Origin of the sequence: Klebsiella sp. ME-303, assembly GCF_007910085.1 — a bacterium.
GTDB classification, from domain to species: domain Bacteria; phylum Pseudomonadota; class Gammaproteobacteria; order Enterobacterales; family Enterobacteriaceae; genus Klebsiella; species Klebsiella michiganensis.
This window is the reverse complement of sequence record NZ_VOJB01000075.1, coordinates 27140-45464: the sequence shown is the minus strand read 5'-3', so window position 1 is coordinate 45464 and position 18325 is coordinate 27140. Positions and strand designations below refer to the sequence as shown.

17 protein-coding genes are annotated in these 18325 nt (G+C 55.1%); 13 read left to right on the top strand and 4 right to left on the bottom strand.

Going from position 1 to position 18325, the window contains the following annotated elements:
• The first annotated feature begins 156 nt into the window (after positions 1-156).
• The 13 genes from gabD to FQK12_RS13850 all read left to right on the top strand — a co-directional run bounded on the left by gabD (position 157) and on the right by FQK12_RS13850 (position 15523).
• Positions 157-1605, top strand: coding sequence for an NADP-dependent succinate-semialdehyde dehydrogenase (gabD, locus tag FQK12_RS13910; protein ID WP_014228049.1), 1449 nt, complete (start codon positions 157-159; stop codon positions 1603-1605).
• Positions 1606-1945: 340 nt separating this feature from the next.
• Positions 1946-3349, top strand: coding sequence for an undecaprenyl-phosphate glucose phosphotransferase (locus FQK12_RS13905; RefSeq protein ID WP_014228048.1), 1404 nt, complete (start codon positions 1946-1948; stop codon positions 3347-3349).
• Positions 3339-4625, top strand: coding sequence for an outer membrane beta-barrel protein (locus tag FQK12_RS13900; protein WP_014837483.1), 1287 nt, complete (start codon positions 3339-3341; stop codon positions 4623-4625). The genes FQK12_RS13905 and FQK12_RS13900 overlap by 11 nt, the downstream gene beginning before the upstream one ends.
• Positions 4622-5176 carry a polysaccharide biosynthesis/export family protein gene (locus tag FQK12_RS13895; RefSeq protein WP_004847971.1) on the top strand — a complete coding sequence of 185 codons (555 nt, stop codon included), beginning with the start codon at positions 4622-4624 and terminating at the stop codon, positions 5174-5176. Before FQK12_RS13900 ends, FQK12_RS13895 begins: the two co-directional genes overlap by 4 nt.
• 1 nt (position 5177) lies before the next feature.
• A complete protein-coding gene (locus FQK12_RS13890) occupies positions 5178-7265 on the top strand; it encodes a GumC family protein (RefSeq protein WP_014228046.1) in 2088 nt (695 codons plus the stop codon).
• A gap of 5 nt (positions 7266-7270) precedes the next feature.
• Complete coding sequence (locus tag FQK12_RS13885; RefSeq protein ID WP_014228045.1) at positions 7271-8488, top strand: lipopolysaccharide biosynthesis protein; 1218 nt, start codon at positions 7271-7273, stop codon at positions 8486-8488.
• Positions 8479-9861, top strand: coding sequence for a hypothetical protein (locus FQK12_RS13880; protein WP_014228044.1), 1383 nt, complete (start codon positions 8479-8481; stop codon positions 9859-9861). The genes FQK12_RS13885 and FQK12_RS13880 overlap by 10 nt, the downstream gene beginning before the upstream one ends.
• On the top strand, positions 9854-10879 hold the full coding sequence (locus tag FQK12_RS13875; protein WP_014228043.1) for a glycosyltransferase: 1026 nt from the start codon (positions 9854-9856) through the stop codon (positions 10877-10879). Before FQK12_RS13880 ends, FQK12_RS13875 begins: the two co-directional genes overlap by 8 nt.
• Positions 10860-12074, top strand: coding sequence for a glycosyltransferase family 4 protein (locus tag FQK12_RS13870; RefSeq protein ID WP_014228042.1), 1215 nt, complete (start codon positions 10860-10862; stop codon positions 12072-12074). Before FQK12_RS13875 ends, FQK12_RS13870 begins: the two co-directional genes overlap by 20 nt.
• Positions 12071-13186, top strand: coding sequence for a glycosyltransferase family 4 protein (locus FQK12_RS13865; RefSeq protein WP_014228041.1), 1116 nt, complete (start codon positions 12071-12073; stop codon positions 13184-13186). Before FQK12_RS13870 ends, FQK12_RS13865 begins: the two co-directional genes overlap by 4 nt.
• A complete protein-coding gene (locus tag FQK12_RS13860; RefSeq protein WP_014228040.1) occupies positions 13183-13593 on the top strand; it encodes a hypothetical protein in 411 nt (136 codons plus the stop codon). The genes FQK12_RS13865 and FQK12_RS13860 overlap by 4 nt, the downstream gene beginning before the upstream one ends.
• A 2-nt stretch (positions 13594-13595) precedes the next feature.
• Positions 13596-15014 carry a DUF4832 domain-containing protein gene (locus FQK12_RS13855; RefSeq protein ID WP_014228039.1) on the top strand — a complete coding sequence of 473 codons (1419 nt, stop codon included), beginning with the start codon at positions 13596-13598 and terminating at the stop codon, positions 15012-15014.
• Between the two features lie 2 nt (positions 15015-15016).
• On the top strand, positions 15017-15523 hold the full coding sequence (locus FQK12_RS13850) for a serine acetyltransferase (protein WP_014228038.1): 507 nt from the start codon (positions 15017-15019) through the stop codon (positions 15521-15523).
• Between the two features lie 82 nt (positions 15524-15605).
• On the opposite strand, the gene crl is transcribed toward FQK12_RS13850, so the two are convergent.
• The 4 genes from crl to gpt (FQK12_RS13830) form a co-directional block, all read right to left on the bottom strand.
• Positions 15606-16004, bottom strand: coding sequence for a sigma factor-binding protein Crl (gene crl, locus FQK12_RS13845; protein ID WP_004847949.1), 399 nt, complete (start codon positions 16002-16004; stop codon positions 15606-15608).
• A gap of 57 nt (positions 16005-16061) precedes the next feature.
• Entirely contained in the window at positions 16062-17306 is a 1245-nt protein-coding gene (gene frsA, locus FQK12_RS13840) for an esterase FrsA (protein WP_014228037.1), read from the bottom strand.
• A 106-nt stretch (positions 17307-17412) separates the two neighbouring features.
• Positions 17413-17838, bottom strand: a complete 426-nt coding sequence (gpt, locus tag FQK12_RS13835; RefSeq protein WP_261393116.1) for a xanthine phosphoribosyltransferase — start codon at positions 17836-17838, stop codon at positions 17413-17415.
• An 81-nt stretch (positions 17839-17919) separates the two neighbouring features.
• Positions 17920-18325: xanthine phosphoribosyltransferase (gene gpt / locus FQK12_RS13830; protein WP_261393115.1), on the bottom strand; the 406-nt coding region annotated here is incomplete at its 5' end.

Genomic DNA, 18325 nt, shown 5'->3' with positions numbered 1-18325 from the left:
CACCCAGCATTGCTCCCGGTTCTCTGAACGCATTCGTCTACACTAAACAGGGACAGGTGTTTGATGCCGCTGCGTCTGCCGGGAGCTTCTATAAACGGCAGGCCCAGCCGAGCCGGACGCATTCACTGCTAAAACAGTTTACGACAGGACGCAACCATGCAACTTAACGACCCTACCCTTTTTCGCCAGCAGGCGTTGATTAACGGACGCTGGCGCGACGCCAGCAGCAAAGAGACCCTTGCGGTCACGAACCCCGCCAACGGCCAGCAGCTGGGCAGCGTGCCCAAAATGGGCGCCGCAGAAACCCGCGAGGCTATCGATGCCGCCGCCGGCGCGCTGCCCGCATGGCGCGCCCTTACCGCCAAAGAACGCTCCGCTATCCTGCGCCGCTGGTTTGAGCTGATGATGGAGCATCAGGACGATTTGGCGCGCCTGATGACGCTGGAACAGGGTAAACCGCTGGCAGAAGCAAAAGGTGAAATTAGCTACGCCGCCTCCTTTATCGAGTGGTTTGCCGAAGAGGGCAAGCGCATCTACGGCGATACCATTCCCGGCCATCAGGCCGACAAGCGGCTGCTGGTGATTAAACAACCGATTGGCGTAACCGCCGCTATCACCCCGTGGAATTTTCCCTCGGCGATGATCACCCGTAAAGCGGGTCCGGCGCTGGCTGCAGGCTGCACGATGGTGCTCAAGCCCGCCAGCCAGACCCCGTTCTCCGCCCTGGCGCTGGCGGAGCTCGCCAACCGCGCCGGGATCCCCGAGGGCGTGTTTAACGTGGTCACCGGTTCGGCCAGTGAAGTCGGCAATGAGCTCACCGGTAACCCGCTGGTGCGCAAACTCTCGTTTACCGGCTCGACGGAAATTGGCCGCCAGCTGATGGAACAGTGCGCGAAAGATATCAAGAAGGTCTCACTGGAGCTCGGCGGCAACGCACCGTTTATCGTTTTTGATGACGCCGATCTGGATAAAGCCGTCGAAGGCGCGCTGGCCTCCAAATTTCGCAACGCCGGGCAGACCTGCGTCTGCGCCAACCGCCTGTATGTCCAGGATGGCGTCTACGATCGTTTCGCCGAAAAGCTTCAGCAGGCGGTGAGTAAGCTGCAAATCGGCGATGGCCTGCAGCCCAACGTCACCATCGGGCCGCTGATTGACGAGAAAGCGATCGCCAAAGTACAGGAGCATATCGCCGATGCGCTGGGCAAAGGCGCGCGAATAGTAACCGGCGGGAAAGTTCATGAGCTCGGCGGAAATTTCTTTCAGCCAACGATTCTGGTGGATGTCCCCGGTGATGCCAAAGTGGCGAAAGAAGAGACCTTTGGCCCCCTCGCCCCGCTATTCCGCTTTAAAGATGAAGCGGATGTTATTGCTCAGGCCAACGACACCGAATTCGGCCTGGCGGCCTATTTCTACGCTCGCGATCTGAGCCGCGTCTTTCGCGTCGGCGAAGCGCTGGAGTACGGCATTATCGGGATTAACACCGGCCTGATCTCCACCGAGGTCGCCCCGTTCGGCGGCGTGAAATCTTCCGGTCTCGGCCGCGAAGGGTCGAAGTATGGCATCGAGGATTACTTAGAAATCAAATACATGTGCATTGGGATTTAGCCGATAAACGCGCCAGCCCCGCTGGCGCGGATTTTTTAACGCTCAAGTGCGGATCGGCCAGGAACTGTAGCCCTGACGGCCATTCGTTTGCCACCCGGGTCTCTCCGCCCCTATTTAATCGTAACCGCCATTTTTATGCTTCAGGCAATGATAAAAATATTATTGCACGTCAGGAAAAGTTATCTCCTCTCAGTCCGGGGCAGGTTCGACATAAGATTAATCGTAGGCTACAATAATCAACGCCGAGCTAAAGCTTAATTTTTGAATAGATTCATAGACATAAATTCAGCTTTAAAGAAGGACAGGACATCATTTTATTGACTATAAAACGAGCAAAAAGATGACGGATAGCACCATTAAAATATACAACGCCCGCTATAGTAAGCTGATGAAGCTACTGGATTTTATTGCCGTCAACTTGTTCATTTTCGCTTATTTAAAATACTTTTTCGTCGAACCCTCAACGGCCTCTCTGTTCCTGGGCATAATATATTCACTGATTTTTATCAGAGCCAATGAACACTTTCAGCTATATTCTGGTCAGTTTAAAGGCCAGTATTTAAAAAAATTAACTAAATTGTTTTTCAGCGTCAGTATAAGCGGCTTGTTATCATTTTTATTGTTTGTAAGCGCCGAATTATTACTGAACAATCACGCCAGCACAAACGCGGTGCGATTAGCTGAAATTATTGTGCTGTGCTCGATTGCCATATTTATTAGTATGTTTCTGATTCGCGTTATCTCCAGCCGCTATTTTTTCAAATCCAGACTCAAGGTGGCTATTTTAGGCATAACGCCAGCCGGGCTGGCCATCGAGCAGGCGCTGTTTAAGGAGTATACCCACGACGGGATTGACATCACCTTCTTTGAGGACCGCGCCGTGCAGCGCGACAGTCGCCTGCTCAGCATTGAGAAAAAAGGCAACTCACGAGACCTGCTGGCGCTGGCGAAAGCCGGAGAAATCGATGAAGTCTATATTGCCCTGCCGATGGTCGCCCAGCAGCGTATTCGCCAGTTCTTGAATGAATTTTCCGACACCACCGTAGATGTGTTTCTGGTACCGGACCTGTTTTCCTACAGCTCACATATTTCTCAACTGCGGATGTTCGGCAATATTCAGACGATCAGCATTTTTACCTCGCCGTTTGAAGGCGAAGGCGCGGTACTCAAGCGTATAGAAGATATCGTGCTTGGCGCTTTTTTTACCCTGGTCAGCCTGCCGGTCATGCTGGCGGTGGCGATCGGCATTAAGCTGACTTCGCCGGGCCCGGTGCTGTTTAAACAAAACCGTTACGGCCTGAACGGTAAACAGATCCCCGTCTGGAAGTTCAGAACCATGCGCGTGATGGAAAACAGCGCGGTAGTGACCCAGGCAACGCGTAACGATCCGCGCATTACCCGCTTCGGCGCCTTTTTACGTAAAACCTCTCTTGACGAACTGCCGCAATTTTTTAACGTGCTACAGGGAACCATGTCGATAGTGGGCCCACGCCCTCACGCGGTCGCGCATAATGAGCAGTATCGCGTGCTGGTGGAAAATTACATGATCCGCCATAAAGTGAAGCCCGGCATTACCGGGCTGGCGCAAATACACGGTTTTCGCGGCGAAACCGACACGATTGATAAAATGGAAAAACGCATTCAGTACGATCTGGAATATATTCAGTCGTGGTCGCTGCTGCTGGACATTAAAATTGTGTTTTTAACGTTTTTCCGCGGATTTGTGGGGAAGAATGCGTTCTGAACTCACTTTCCTCGCAGGTTTGCTGGCGATGCCTTACGCATGGGCTGACCTGCAGGCAAAACCACATACCGGTGTGGCTGGCATCGATTTCGAGAGCCAGGTGGGTTATGACGTCGGTTACAATGACAACGTGACCTGGCAACGCTACGGCGGGAATGAAATCGGCTCCGCTTATCAAGGCGTTAAGCCGATTTTCAAAGCCATCGGCGAACGCTACGAGGACCGTTATTTATTGATGTACTCCGGCGATTACCGCCGCTACGCCAGCGATAGCGCAGATAACCGCGACAATCATTTTTTTATGTTTAACGGCAAGTGGCGCTTCGGAAGCATGCACGGACTGTCGTTGGATCTCGATGAAACGTTCGGCCATGAAGAGCGCGGCCGCGATACCACCGAGGGGTTTCTCCCCGAGCAGTTTAAAGAGTTTGGCATTAATAAGCCCATCGCCACGCGCTTCTTTAACAGTGAACTGCGCTATAGCTACGGGGCGCCGGAAGGGCGCGGTAAAGCAGAAGTTGCGCTAATGCATAAGCAGCTGCGCTTTCGCAATCTCGACAGCATTGAGGACGCCAGCGCCGACTTTCATTATTACATGCACGATCAGGAGTGGCATGAAAACAGCCTGGTCGCCGAGCTTTTTGATCAAAAAGCCAAAACGCTGCGCTATCGCTACAGTTTTATTACCAACCAGCGTCGCTATGAGCTCAACCCGTTAAAAGACAGTAATGAATATTATCTGCTGGTCGGCATGAAAAATCGTCTTTCCGGCAAGACCGAGATCCACGGCAACGTCGCCTGGCTGTATAAAGATTTTATCCATAATCCCGACTCGCAGGGATTCAACGGCCTGAACTGGGATATTAACGCCGATTGGAAACCACTTGAACAGATAAAGCTCAACTTACATAGTTCACAACGAATAAAAGATCCCACCGACTCCGGCGGCTATATTCTGGTATCAAATTTCGGTCTGGGCTATGAGCACCACTGGCTGGTCGACAGGTTCTCCACTCTGGTTGATTACTCTTATATTACAGAGGATTACAAACACCAGACCAACGGACGCAAAGATCGATCAAACCTCGTGTCGCTCACCTTCAACTACGACTACCGTCCATCCGTTAATTTTCAGCTGAAGCTGCAATGGAACACGATGCATTCTAATAAAGAAAAAGATGCCTTTTATATTGGCCCGGACTATGACCATGAGGTCGAGCGCACGCTGGGCTACAACGACTCGGCCATTATTTTTATGACACAGGTACAAATATGATCCTTAGCTATGGAAAACGGGCGGTGATTTCTCTTCTGGCGCTATGGCTGGCGGGCTGTTCGGCGCCGCCGCAGACGATCCGAACGCCGCCGGATGCCGTTTATCATCTGGACCAGGGAGATGAGATCAATATCGCGGTTTCCGGCGAGCAGGATCTCACTATGCGCGTAAAAATCGATAATAGCGGCAGCGTTGATTATCCTTATATAGGCTCCCTGATGCTGAAAGGGAAAACGCCTGAACAGGTCGGCAACGAAATTGCCGATAAGCTGCGCGGTAACTATCTGCAGGCGCCAATGGTGACCGTGAGCATTGCCGAATACCGTAAAATTTATCTGTTAGGCGAAGTCAAAAAACCGGACGGTTACGCCTGGGAACCGGGCTTAACCGCTGAAAAAGCCATTGCGCTGGCCGGCGGCTTTACCGATCGCGCCGATCGCCATGACATCCGCATTCGTCAGTTTCGCAGCGGTAAACTGCTGGAAAACGTCGCCGCCGACTCCGCCGTACAGGCCGGAGATACCATCATCATTGGCATGAGTTTCTTCTGATATGGCTATTTCATTAGTTGAAAATGGAAAGAAGAAAGAAGGCTTTATCGACTTCACGCCTTATTTCAACAAAATTAAGCACAAGCTGATCTGGTGCCTGGTGGTGGTGGTGGTGGCTGCCGCGGCGTCGTGGATCCTGACGCGCTTTATGTCATCCAGCTATACCGCAACCGCGACGGTGCTGTTTAAAGCGCAGTCGCAGGATGTTACCCCCCTGCCGCGGCTGGAAAACTATGATTCCACCCGCAGCGATTACTATGAAACCAAATACGCGCTGATGGGCTCCCGCGTCGTGCTGGAAGCCGCGGTAAAAGCGCTAAAGCTGGATCGGGACCCGGAATTTAACGGCGGGGACAATCTTGATGAGGCCGCACGGGTCAATAATGCGCTGCGCGCCCTGCAAAAAAACCTGACCATCTCCGGCGTGCGCACCACGCAGCTGGTATCCGTTTCGATGGAGGCGAAATCGCCGCAAAAAGCCGCCGATATCGCCAACGGCGTGGCGCAGGCGTTTATCGATTACAGCCTGGCGCAGAAGCAGAAAATCTTACTTCAGGCCCAGGGCTGGAACGAGAAAATGATGGACGATCTGCGCGATAAGCTCGATCGCCAGAAAGCCGACATCGATGATTTTCTCAAACAAAATGGCCTGCTGACCTTTCGCAGCATGGATGGCTACGAGACCGAGCGCCTGGGGATCGTGATTAACCATCTGGCCGACGCCACCCAGCGCCGTCTGAAAGCGCAAACGGTGTGGGACAAAGTGCGCCGTCAGCAGGGAAAAGCGCCGGAAGCCATCATCTCGCTGCCGGAAATTTCCGGTCATCCGCAGATTCAGGATCTGCGTATCGCGCTGATCCAGACGCGGCGTAACTTATCGGAAGCGGCAAAACACTATGGCCCTAAGCATCCGAAATATCTTCAGGCTCAGGCCCAGCTGCAGGTCGTCAACGGGCAGATAGGCCAGGTGTTGGGGGAACTACTTAACGGCTTACGTCAGCAGTATCAGATTGCGCTGGACGATGAGCAGCACTATCAGAAGATGCTCGACGATCAGAAAGCCGACTTCCAGGCGCTGGGCGCCAGGCGCGACAAATACAACACCATGATGACCGCGCTGAACAAAACCGAAGAGCTGTATAAATCGCTGTATCAGCGGGCGAATGAGCAGAAGCTCTCCGAGAGCTTTTCGGTTCCCGATGAAGTGATCTACGATGCCGCCGTGCCGCCAAATCTTCCTTCTAAACCGCAGCGCGGTCTGCTTATCGTGATGGCGACCCTGATGGCGCTGGCGCTGTACATCATGTACCTGATAGTCAGCACCGCGCTCGACAAAACGGTGAACAGCATCAGCGAACTGAAAGCCAAAACGGGCCTTGATGCCAGCGGTGAGTTTCCGCTGTTGCCTCAGGCGAACAGCGCGAAGCTGACGTTCCAGAACCTGCTGTATGCCGATATGCTCCACAGCCTGCGCCTGGCGCTGCTCGGCCAGAATACTCATAGCGGGACGATACTGGTAACCTCGGCGCAGGCCGATGCAGGCAGCAGCCTGATTGCCGAAATGCTGGCGTGGTCCGCCGCTAAGTCAGGCAAAACCTTGCTCATCGATATAGATTATCTGGCAAGCGCGGGGCTCTCCGCGCGCTATCCTCAGCATAAAACAGGGTTCAGCGAGCGTCTTGATGGCCGCAGCGCCGCGTCCCAGGCGATGGCCCCCCTTTCCGAGACGCTGGATTTTATGCCGCGAGGCGAACTCAGCGACTCAGCCCTGCTGCTGCTCACTTCTGAACGGCTCCCGGCGCTGCTGACGACGCTGCGGCAGACCTACGATTATCTGATTATTGATGCGCCATCGCTCGGGCTAGCCCAGGACGCCCTGCTGCTGGCGCCGCACGTCGATATCAGCCTGCTGGTGGTCAACGCAGGCGAGCAGGCGTCGCGCATCCGCGACGCGCAACATCGTCTGCAAGCCGCTGCGCCAACGCCTGTCGCCACCATGCTTAACCGGGTGCAAGAAGAGAACCTGGAGACGCAGGAGGGCAAACGCCTGCCCGAGCGCGGCATGGGCGAACTGATTTCACCGAAGTAGCGATTATGAACTTAATTAAGAGTATTTCTTCAATCGCCAGCTCCTCGGTCCTCTCGCAGGCGATCGGCGCTTTTTCCGTATGGCTGATTTCCCATCGCTACGGCATGGCGGAAGTCGGGCACTATGCGATGATCTACAGCAACGTGCTGATTGGCGCACAGGTTTGCACCTTTGCGTCGCAGCTGCTGATCCCGCGCCAGGAAGAGCATGAGCTGGGGCAGAACGTGGTGTTTTGCCTGCTGCAAAGCCTGCTTCTGGCGCTGCCGTGGGCGGTCATCACCGGACTGATATTCCATCTCAATATCGCGTTTCTCTACCTGCTCACCTTCGGCTATGCGCTGGTTTTGATCGCCGAGAACCTCTCGCTGCGCGGCGGTAACTATCAGTTCCTCACCTTCCAGCGTATCGCCGTGTCGCTGGTGGTGGCGATAGCTCTGCTGGCGATGCCGAATACCACGCTGTTCTATATTGCCTGGATGGCGGGCATTTTGCTGCTGCTCGGCCTCTGCCTGCTGCGTTTGTTTCGCTTCAGCACCCTGACGCCGGCGCACTTTTCACCGCGAGCGAACGGCCTTTTTGCGCGCCAGCACTGGCAGCACCTCAGCCGCGTCGGCAGCGCGGAAGTGCTGGCGATGGCCAGCAATAATCTGCCGACGATGTTGATAAATATCTGGTTTTCACCGCTGGTCGCGGGCTATTTCTCGGTGGTGAGCCGCTTCTGTTTATCACCGGTGATGATTGTCGGTAACGCGGTGCGCAACTCCATCTTTTCAAAATGGTCGATGGATTTTCGCAACGGCACCTTTAACTATCCGGAGTACAAAAAGATTCGCCTGCTGCTGATGGCCGCGGCGCTGATCTGTATCCTTGGGATCTGGATTTTCTATCCGCTGGTCATGCGCCTGGGCTTCAGTCAGGAGTGGCTCAATTCCATTCCGACCTCACGCTATATGCTGCCTTATCTGTTCGCCGCGCTGGCCGTCAGTCCGCTGACCGTTATTGAGCTTATCTTTGGTTCTAAACGCTATTTTTTACGCATTCAGATCGAGCAGCTGCTGATTATTATCGTCGCTTTTATCGCGCTGCCTGAATTGGGCCAGCGCTATGAGATAGCCCTCCTGACGTTCTCCGTGCTGACCAGCATTCGCTATCTGTTCATCCTGCTGAAAATGAACAAACGGGCGCTACAGCTCTCCCGGCAGGAGCAGAAAATATGCAGCTAAACACCGGTCGCTATCTGGAGGTATTCGCGCTGACGACCATCGTCTTCTGCGGCACGATTCAGTATTTCACCGGCGTGGCAGCCGTGCTGTGGCTCCCCTTTTTCATGGTGCTGGTGATGGTGGTCCTGCTGATGATGCAAAGCCGGCCGCAGCCGCTGGCGCTTAGCGCGCGCGAGAAGGTGGTGCTGGCGCTGTATCTGACGTTTATCATCCTTAGCCTCTGCGCCACGGTTTTACAATCCGGCATCGTTACCGCCATCGTCGGCTTCAAAAACGAACTGGCCCTGTCGCTGGTGATGTTTTGCATGCTGCTCGGCATGTTTCGCGAGTCGCAGCTGCACCGCCTGACCCGGCTATTTTACTGGCTGTTCTACGTCCAGTTCCCGCTGGCTATCTATCAGGTGCTGGTGGTGGTGCCAAAACGCGTGGCTTTGCGCGGCGAGGATGAAAAGTGGGATTCGGTGGTCGGCACGTTTGGCGGCGACCCGATGGGCGGCGGCAATACCGCGGCCATGGGGATGTTCTGCCTGCTGATTATGCTGCTGAAGGTGTCCGAATTTAAGCACGGTATCTGCTCGTTCAAGTCGATGGCGGCGCATATCGTGCTGGCCTTTTTCCTCTGCGTGGTGGGCGAGGTAAAATTCGTGATTCTGCTGTCGCCTTTCTTACTGGCGCTGCTGTGGATCATGCCCGCTTACGTCAGCGGCATCAGCAAAGTCACCCTGCGCTCGTTGATGATTATCGCCGCCGGAATGGTGGTGCTAATTTTTGCCGCTATCACCATTCTGGCGTCCAATTACTCGTCGGCCTTCGGCGGGGACCCGACCAAAAGCGCGCTCTCGGTATTTATCGATTCCCTCGGCTATATCTTTGATACCAATTACATTATGGAAAGCGGCGAGCTCGGTCGGTTTACCACTATTTTCTTCTGGCTCCAGCATAACGAGCTTTTTGGCCCCGGCGGGATGCTGTTTGGCTACGGTCTGAACGCTACCAACAGCGGCAGTACCGTCTCCCCCGGCTATATCGGCGCCTGGTATCATCTGATACTCGACTCCACCGCGCTGAGCATGATGCTGTGGGAAGTCGGTATTATCGGCGTGATCTTATTTATCGCCATGATTGCCGCTATTCTCATCGGCATGCGGCCCAAAGAGACCTTTTCCCGCTGCGATCTCAAACGGGAAGATTTACAGCTGCTCAGCTCCGCGCCTGCGTTTTACGTCTTTGCCATTGGCTGTTTGCTCAGCCTTCCCTACAGCCAGATCCTGATGATCATTCCCATGCTACAGTTTTTATTATGGCTGGCCCTCGGGGCGCTTATTGTCATTCATCGTTCCGTCCGTCTGAACTCCGGTACCCAATATGAATAAAACGCCATCAATTACCGTCAGCATTAAGACCCTCAACGAAGCGCAGGGTATTGAAAAAACGATCGACAGCGTCCGCAAACAATTGCAGCCTTACCCGCATCAGATTATCGTCGCCGATAGCCTGTCCACCGATAATACCCGGGAGCTGGCCGTCGCCAAAGACGCGATGGTGGTCTGCCTCGATAACGCGAAAGATCGCTGCTGCGGCGTGGGCCACCAGCTGGGCTGGTTATTCAGCGAAGGGGACTATCTGCTGCTGCTGGACGGCGATATGGAGCTGGAGCCGGGTTTTCTCGACACCGCCGTGGCGTTTCTTGAAACGCATCCCGAATATGCGGGCGTGGCGGGCAGCGTCGAGATGGATGACGCCGCTAACTATGAGTTTAAATCGCGCAAGCAGCGTCTGCATCTTATCTATCCGCAGGGCGATACCGATCATCTTGGCGGCGGCGGCCTTTACCGCCGTTCGGCAATCGAGAAAATTGGCTATCTGACCAATCTTAACCTTCACGGTTATGAAGAAGCCGAATTGGGGATCCGCTTGCAGGCCGCGGGCTATAAACTCCACCGCCTCGCCGCGCCCTATTTTAGCCATGCGTCCTATACCATGCCGACATTTAAAATGCTGACCTATCGCTGGAAGAACGGTTTTTTATGGGCGCCGGGTGAGCTATTACGCAACTGCTGGGGAAAAAAGCATTTCCCCGCCGCGCTTAAGATTGTTCGCAACGAACTGATATTCACGCTGTATATCCTGGTATTGATTATTTGCCTCCTGTCGCTCAATCCCGGGGTGATTATTATCGCCCTGCTTCCGCTGCTGGCGTTTATCGCGCTGAAGGCGATTAAAAATAAGTCGCTGCGGGACGGTGTCCAGAGCGTGATCAACTTATCGTTATTTTCCGCAGGTATGGTGCGAGGCCTGATTAACGCCGTTCGCGATCCGCTGAAACAACCCGCCGTGACCGTCTCCAACCCAAAACATATCCAGACAGAACATGAAAATATTATTCGTTAATAAATTCTTTTTTATTAAGGGCGGAGCGGAAACCGTTTTTTTCCAGGAGCGAGACGCCATGCTGCAAGCGGGCTATCAGGTTGTCGACTTCAGCATGCAGCATGCGGAAAATAAGCCTTCGCCCTGGGAAAGCTTCTTCGTACATAACGTGGATTATCATCAAAGCCACGGGCTGACGGGCAAGCTCAAAGCGGGCATCGACTTTATCTACAACGCTGAGGCCTGCAATAAGCTCAACACCCTGCTGCTGGAGCAGCGTCCGGATATTGTGCACTTTCATAATATCTACCACCAGCTGACGCCCGCATTGATTGGCGTCGCTAAGCGCTTTGGCTGCAAAACCGTACTGACGGCGCACGATTATAAAATCGTCTGCCCATCGTACACCATGCTACGCGATGGCCACGTCTGCGATGACTGTCTTACCGGTTCGGTGAGCAATGCCTTTCGCCATCGTTGCCAGCAGGGCGATACCTTTAAAAGCCTGCTGCTCTCGCTTGAGGCCTACTGGCAAAAGTTCGCGCAAAATTACGCCATGCTCGATTGCATTATCGCTCCCAGCGAATTTATGCGTCAGACGCTGCGGCGTAAATTACCCAGGTCGCGGATCGATGTGATCGTCAACGGTATTGATGCCAGCACCACGATCCCGGGCGATACGGCGGGAGATTATTTCCTCTATATCGGCCGCTTGAGCCGTGAGAAAGGCGTCGCCACCCTGGCGCTGGCGCAGCAAAAAATGCAGCAGTCCATGCCGCTGAAAATCGTCGGCGATGGCCCTCTCGGCAGCGACCTGCGCGCTCGCTTTAGCGGTCCGGAATTTCTCGGCTATATGCGCCACGGAGACGCGCTCAACGCGTTGATTCGCGGCGCGCGGGCAGTGATCGTCCCTTCCGAATATTATGAAAACTGCTCGATGTCGGTGCTGGAGGCCATGGCGTTCGGTCGCCCCGTCGTCGGCGGCAATATCGGCGGCATTCCGGAGCAAATTCGCGATGGCATTGATGGCTATCTGGTGGAACCCGGGGATGCCGACGCGCTGGCGCGCATCATGGATAGCCTGGCCGTCAATCCGCAGCAGGCGCGTGAAATGGGCATCAACGCACGCCAGCGTTTAGAGGAGAAATACGATCTCGCCCGGCATATGCAGGTTCTGCAGGAACTCTATCAGCAGCTCGTGGGGGAAGCGAAATGAAGCTCAAAGTGACGGTGCTTGGCACCCGCGGTATTCCGAACGTCCAGGGCGGCGTTGAGACCCACTGCCAGAATCTCTATCCGGAAATCTATCACCAGAATCACGCCGATATCTGCGTCATTGCCCGCTCACCGTACGTGGACTATCGCCGTAGCGAATATAAAGGCGTGCGGTTGAAAAGCCTGTGGGCGCCCAAAAGCCGTAAATTCGAAGCCATTATTCACTCTACGCTGGCCGCCTTCAGCACCCTGTTTGACGGCTCAAATGTGGTTCACGTTCACGCGGTCGGCCCAGGCCTGGTGGTCCCGCTGCTGCGCCTGCTCGGCAAACGCGTCGTTTTTACCCACCACGGCCCGGACTACGATCGCCAGAAGTGGGGCAAAATGGCGAAAGAGATGCTGCGCCTCGGTGAGAAATGGGCGGTGAAATATGCCAACGAGGTTATTGTTATCTCGGAAGTGATTAATACGCTGATTAAGACCAAACACGGCCGTACCAACGCTAACGTGATCTATAACGGCGTGCGCCAACCGCAGCTTCCCGCCGAAGAGACGCGACGGGCCACGCTGAATCAGTATTCGCTGGAAGCCGGGCAATACGTTGTCGCCGTCGCCCGTTTTGTGGAAGAAAAAGGGCTGCACGATCTGCTTGCCGCCTACAAAGCCTCGAACTGTTCGCTGCCGCTGGTGCTGATTGGCGATGCCGACCATCCCGATGAGTACAGCGAGCGGCTGAAGAAGCAGGCGGCCGAAACCCCGGGAGCGATCATGACCGGTTTTATTAGCGGCGATCCGCTGCACACTTTGTTCTCACAGGCCGGGCTTTTTGTTCTACCGTCTTATCACGAAGGGCTGCCCATTGCCCTGCTGGAGGCCATGTCCTGGTCACTGCCGGTTATCGTCAGCGATATCCCGGCCAACCTCGAGATTGGCCTGCCTGCCGAGGTCTATTTTCCGACGGGCAATGTCGCCGCGCTGGCGCAAAAGCTCCAGTCCTGGCGCGGCGAGGAGACCGCGGATTACAGCCAACTGATGCCCAAATACCGCTGGCCGGACATTGCGGCAAAAACCGCTCAGGTCTATCAGCGTTTAACGAATAAGAGTCAACCGTGACTAAATCAACATCCGACCTGGTCGTCGAGCGCTTTTATTCCGCGCTTGACCCGGAAACAGAAACCTCACTCACGCCGGAGCAAAAGCGCGGTATTGAACAGGCGCTGGTGAGATCGAGCCTGGCCTCGCGCCATCGCATCGATTTTCGCCACAGTTTTCCTTTTCTGCATCGCCGCTATTTCGTGGTCTTTTTATGCGGCCGCGATCTGCGCAAAATTCCGCGAGAGAGTACGCTGCTCGGGCGTATATTCTCCACCCTGGCGATTACCATCGCCGTGCTGTTCGCCATTCTTGCGGTGCTGCTGGCGCTCTATATGCTGAAATCCGCGCTGGGTATCGATGTGTTTAAAAACTTCCACGTCGGTATCTGGACGTGGTTTGTGAACCTCCACGATAAAGTGAATTAACGATGAGCTCTTTTTCGCTGCGCCGCGCCGCGCTGCTTGTGGCGCTACTGCTGGCCGGAGTCATACCCTCAGCGGCAGTGCTGGCTGAACGCACGGTTATCACCCCGCCGGCCTTTACCGGTCTGTTAACGAACCCAGGGATCGGCGTGGCCAGTTTCCACGATGGTTATGGCCAGAAGCCTTCTCTGAAAGAGTATCCGGACACCGGGTTTGAATACGATCGCTTTTACTGGAGCGATCTGGAGCCTGAAGAAGGCGTCTATGATTTTGCGCCGATCGATCGTGCTTTCAGCGTCGCCGCCCGGCATCAGCCGGCGATGAACGTCGGATTGCGTTTCATGGCGCTCGATGAACCGCAATCGGGCTCGAAAATCCCCGCCTGGCTTATCAAAAAAGGCATTCAGGGACAATGGGTCGAAAATGGCAAAACCTTTGTGCCGGACCTCAGCGATCCGACTTTTATCGCCTATGCGCAAAAGCTGCTTAACGCCCTCGGCGCGCGTTATGACGGCAATCCGAACCTCGCGTTTGTCGATATCGGCATGGTGGGTTCGTGGGGGGAATGGCACAACTCCAATTTCCCTGACGTTGCGCCGTTGCTGGAAAAGTACGCTCCGGAGCAGCTCAATCGCTACGTTGATATGCACTTCAGCAGCTTCCCGAAAACGCCCAAAATCATGCTAATCAGCGGCGGTAATTCGCTGGCCTGGGCCAGCCAAAAAGGCGCGGGGTGGCGCGCGGATTGCTGGGGAGACTGGCATAACTTTTCCGCAGAGTGGAGCCATATGCGCGATGATTATCCTCAACGCCTGGCCGCGGCGCAGACGGCGTGGTCCGGGTTTAATGATAGCTGGCAGCACGCCCCCGTTAGCCTGGAAATTTGCGGTTATATGGCGGAGTGGGAAAGCGTGCAGCACTATACCCGCGAAGAGGTCCAGGCAAGCTTCGACTGGGCATTAGCGCAGCACGCCAGTACCTTGAATCTGAAATCGCGTCCGGTGCCGGCAGCGTATCGCGATATCGTTGATAGCGCGTTATTGCGAATCGGCTACCGCTACCGGGTGGGTCAGCTGGAATGGGATACGCCCGTACGCAGCGGCATGCCGCTTACGCTAAACGTCACCTGGCGTAACGACGGCGTCGCGCCAGCCTATCTCCCGTACCTTGTGCAATGGCGGATAGTCAATGACGCCGGAACGACCGTTACGCAAATCAAAACGGCGGATGACGTTCGCCAGTGGCTGCCCGGCGATCATCACAGCAGCGCTACGCTGCCGCTGCCTGCCGGACTCCCGGGCGGCCAATATCGTCTGGAAGCGGCCCTGACCAATTATCAGGGCCAGCCGCGTATTCAACTCGCTAACGAAGGTAAAACCGGTGATGGATGGTATTCACTGGCTTCGTTTAACCTTAAGGAATAACCATGTTTGAGGCTATCAGGCTGGTCGCCCGGGAAATCAAATCCTGCGGCGGCATAAAAGCGAAAATCGCGGTTCTGCTTTATCGTCTGGCGACGCTCTATCGCAGCCGTAATCCTCTGTGGAAGATCTGCGGTATCCCCTTCGTTATTCTCAATATCGTGATTAACGAGTGTTTATTTTGCATTGAGCTGCCGTGGCGAGCGCGCATTGGCTATGGGCTGAAGCTGTATCATCCGCACTGCATCGTGATTAATCGGGGAACGGTCATCGGCCAGAACTGCACCCTGCGCCAGGGCGTCACGATTGGCAGCGTGACCGACAGTCAGGGCCGTGAGGGCGACAGCCCGCGCATCGGCGATAACGTCGAATTTGGCGCCCACGCCGTGGTGATTGGCGCGGTCACGCTGGGCGACAACGTCAAGGTTGGGGCAGGCACGGTGGTGACCAAAGATCTGGCCGCAGGAATGATTGCCGTCGGTCAACCCTGTCGGGTATTAAACGGTATTTAGCGCGGGTTTGCCTGGGAAGGAAACCCGCGCTGGTCGAAACGCGGGTTTTATTGCGAGCAGGATGACAGCCGCTGACCGGAACTCAGGCTCTCAGCTTAACCGGTTCGCTAAAATCATCGGCGGGCTCCAGCTTAAGACTGAACGTCGCCAGCAACGCTTCGGCTCGTTCGTGAAAACCACGTAGCGTCTTTTCAAGCTTTTCAGTGACTTCAGGATCGTCAATCGCGACCGGACGCCAGACGCCCTCTTTGTCGAACAATCCAAACTGATAGCTATAGGTGAAACGCGATTCCTGCGCTTCCATCTCCATCCACCATCCCCAGAACTCGCGTTTTTCAGGCGCTGGTTTTACGTTGACGCAAACAGCCAGGCAATCGAAAAAGAAGCGGTTGTCTTCACATTGCTCCTCACGGATGTAAGGGCCAAGCGCCGTGAATTTCTTAATCAGCTTACTCTTCAGGTGTCCACTCGGTAACGTCATTGCGATCTCCTTTAGTGATGCCATGACGTTACCAAATCGATAGAATTTAGCAATATATTAACTAAATCTATGGCTAATCCAGCGGGCGATCTGCCGCAGCGCGTGATCGAAATTGCGATAGACCGGATTGAACGGGATCTCCAGCAGCTTGCCATCGGATGATGATGAAGTAATCAGCCGCGACTCCTCCTCCGGGCTGAACGGATCGTCTTTCCAGAAGCCTGAGAGCATCGGCGTGGGGCAGCGGCGCCCCAGCAGCCCCTGAACCTTCAGGGAATAGCGGTTAAGCTCAACGCGCAGCGCGTCGTCGGAAGCGTCATGCATCCCCAGCCGCGAAGCCAGAACGTCAAGATACATCTCCGGCACCCGCCCCTGATGCAGCGGGTCCACCAGCAGGCCGTGTACCATCGGCCCCAGGCAGGCCACCGCCTTCAGGCGCTGGGACTCAAGATAGCCCAGCCGCACGGCGATATTCGCGCCGAAACGGAAACCAAAGGCGGCCACGCGGGTATGATCGACCCAGGGCACATTAGCCAGATGCTGCAGCACATACTGGTGCAGCAGACTGGTATCCTGGGTCAGCTTGCATTTTGAGGAGAAACCGATGGAAGGCATATCCACGGTCAGCATAGCGATACCCAACGGCGCAAAATAGTTTTCATACAGGTTGTAATAGTCGGTCTGTAGCGCGTCAAGCCCGCCGCACATCAGTACCGTCGGGAACGGCCCATCGCCTGGCGGCATATGCAGGAAACCGGTGATCGGCGCGGCGCCGGGGATAGAGAACTCCAGCTCTCGCAGCTTGCCGGGCAAGCGCTGAGCGGCTTCTTCATAAGCCCGGTATGCCAGCACCTGCGCCTGTTCCGCCAGCTCGTCGCCCTTGATGTGCGGATAGGCGGCAATGCTGTAAAGGTTTGCCGCATGGAGCCAGTGACGACCACTCACGAGCAGATTCGCTTCCTGACCGGCCTTCTGCTGCCAGTCCATCGCCTGTTTGGCCCATTCAAAGATCCAGTTGCCGCCGCGATAGCCAACGACCGTATCGTAAAGCTCCGGGTCGGTTCGCTCGGCATCGCTCATGACGATGCGCGCCTGCACGTCGAGGATTTCCTGCGGCGTCACGCCACGCCAGATCCACATCAGGCGGTTAATCAATCGATACCAGTGATCAACGTGATTACCGCTGAGCGCAGACTGGATCGGTTGCTGCGCTCCGGTATTAAACCGACGCACCAGCGTGGAGGTTTCCGGATGTTTGAATCGGGGTTTAAACAGCGTTTCGCTAAGGTTAGCCTGGGACATGTGCAGCCTCCATCATGTTGCCACTGAAGCTATTGTAACCTGCGCAAGGGTAAAAAAAACCACGCCCGGCAAAACCGGGCGTGGTAATTAGCATTTATGCTGGAAATTAACGACCTGCGATAGGCGGTACGAACACCACGCCCATATCCCACGGCTGTTCAATCCAGGTATCCTGGGGAATATCAACAACATAATCATCAACCAGCGGGCGACCGGCCGGTTTTGCGAAGATAGTGACAAAATGTGCTTTCGGATACATTTCGCGGATGGCTACGGCGGTACCGCCGGTGTCGACGAGGTCATCGATCACGATAAAGCCTTCGCCATCGCCTTCAGCACGTTTCAGCACGGTCAGTTCACGCTGATTATCGTGGTCATAGCTTGAGATGCAAACGGTATCAACATGACGAATACCCAGTTCACGCGCCAGTAGTGCTCCCGGTACCAGACCGCCGCGGCTAACGGCAATAATGCCTTTCCACTGTTCAACCGGCAGCAGGCGTGTGGCCAGCNGTCTCCGTCGTAGTGCCACTCCGGATATTGTAACCTGCTAAAGGATAAAAAAAACCACGCCCGGCAAGCCGGGCGTGGTAAATAGCACTGTCCTGAAGAATTAACGACCTGCGATAGGCGGTACAAACACCACGCCCATATCCCACGGCTGTTCAATCCAGGTATCCTGCGGAATATCCACAACGTAATCGTCCACCAGCGGGCGGCCTGCCGGCTTGGCGAAAATGGTGACAAAGTGCGCTTTGGGATACATTTCGCGGATCGCCACGGCGGTACCGCCGGTATCCACCAGATCGTCGATGACGATAAAGCCTTCGCCATCGCCTTCCGCACGTTTCAGCACTTTCAGCTCGCGCTGGTTATCATGGTCGTAGCTGGAGATGCATACGGTATCAACATGACGAATGCCCAGTTCACGCGCCAGTAAGGCTCCCGGTACCAGTCCGCCGCGGCTAACGGCAATAATGCCTTTCCATTGCTCAACCGGCAGCAGACGGCTGGCCAGT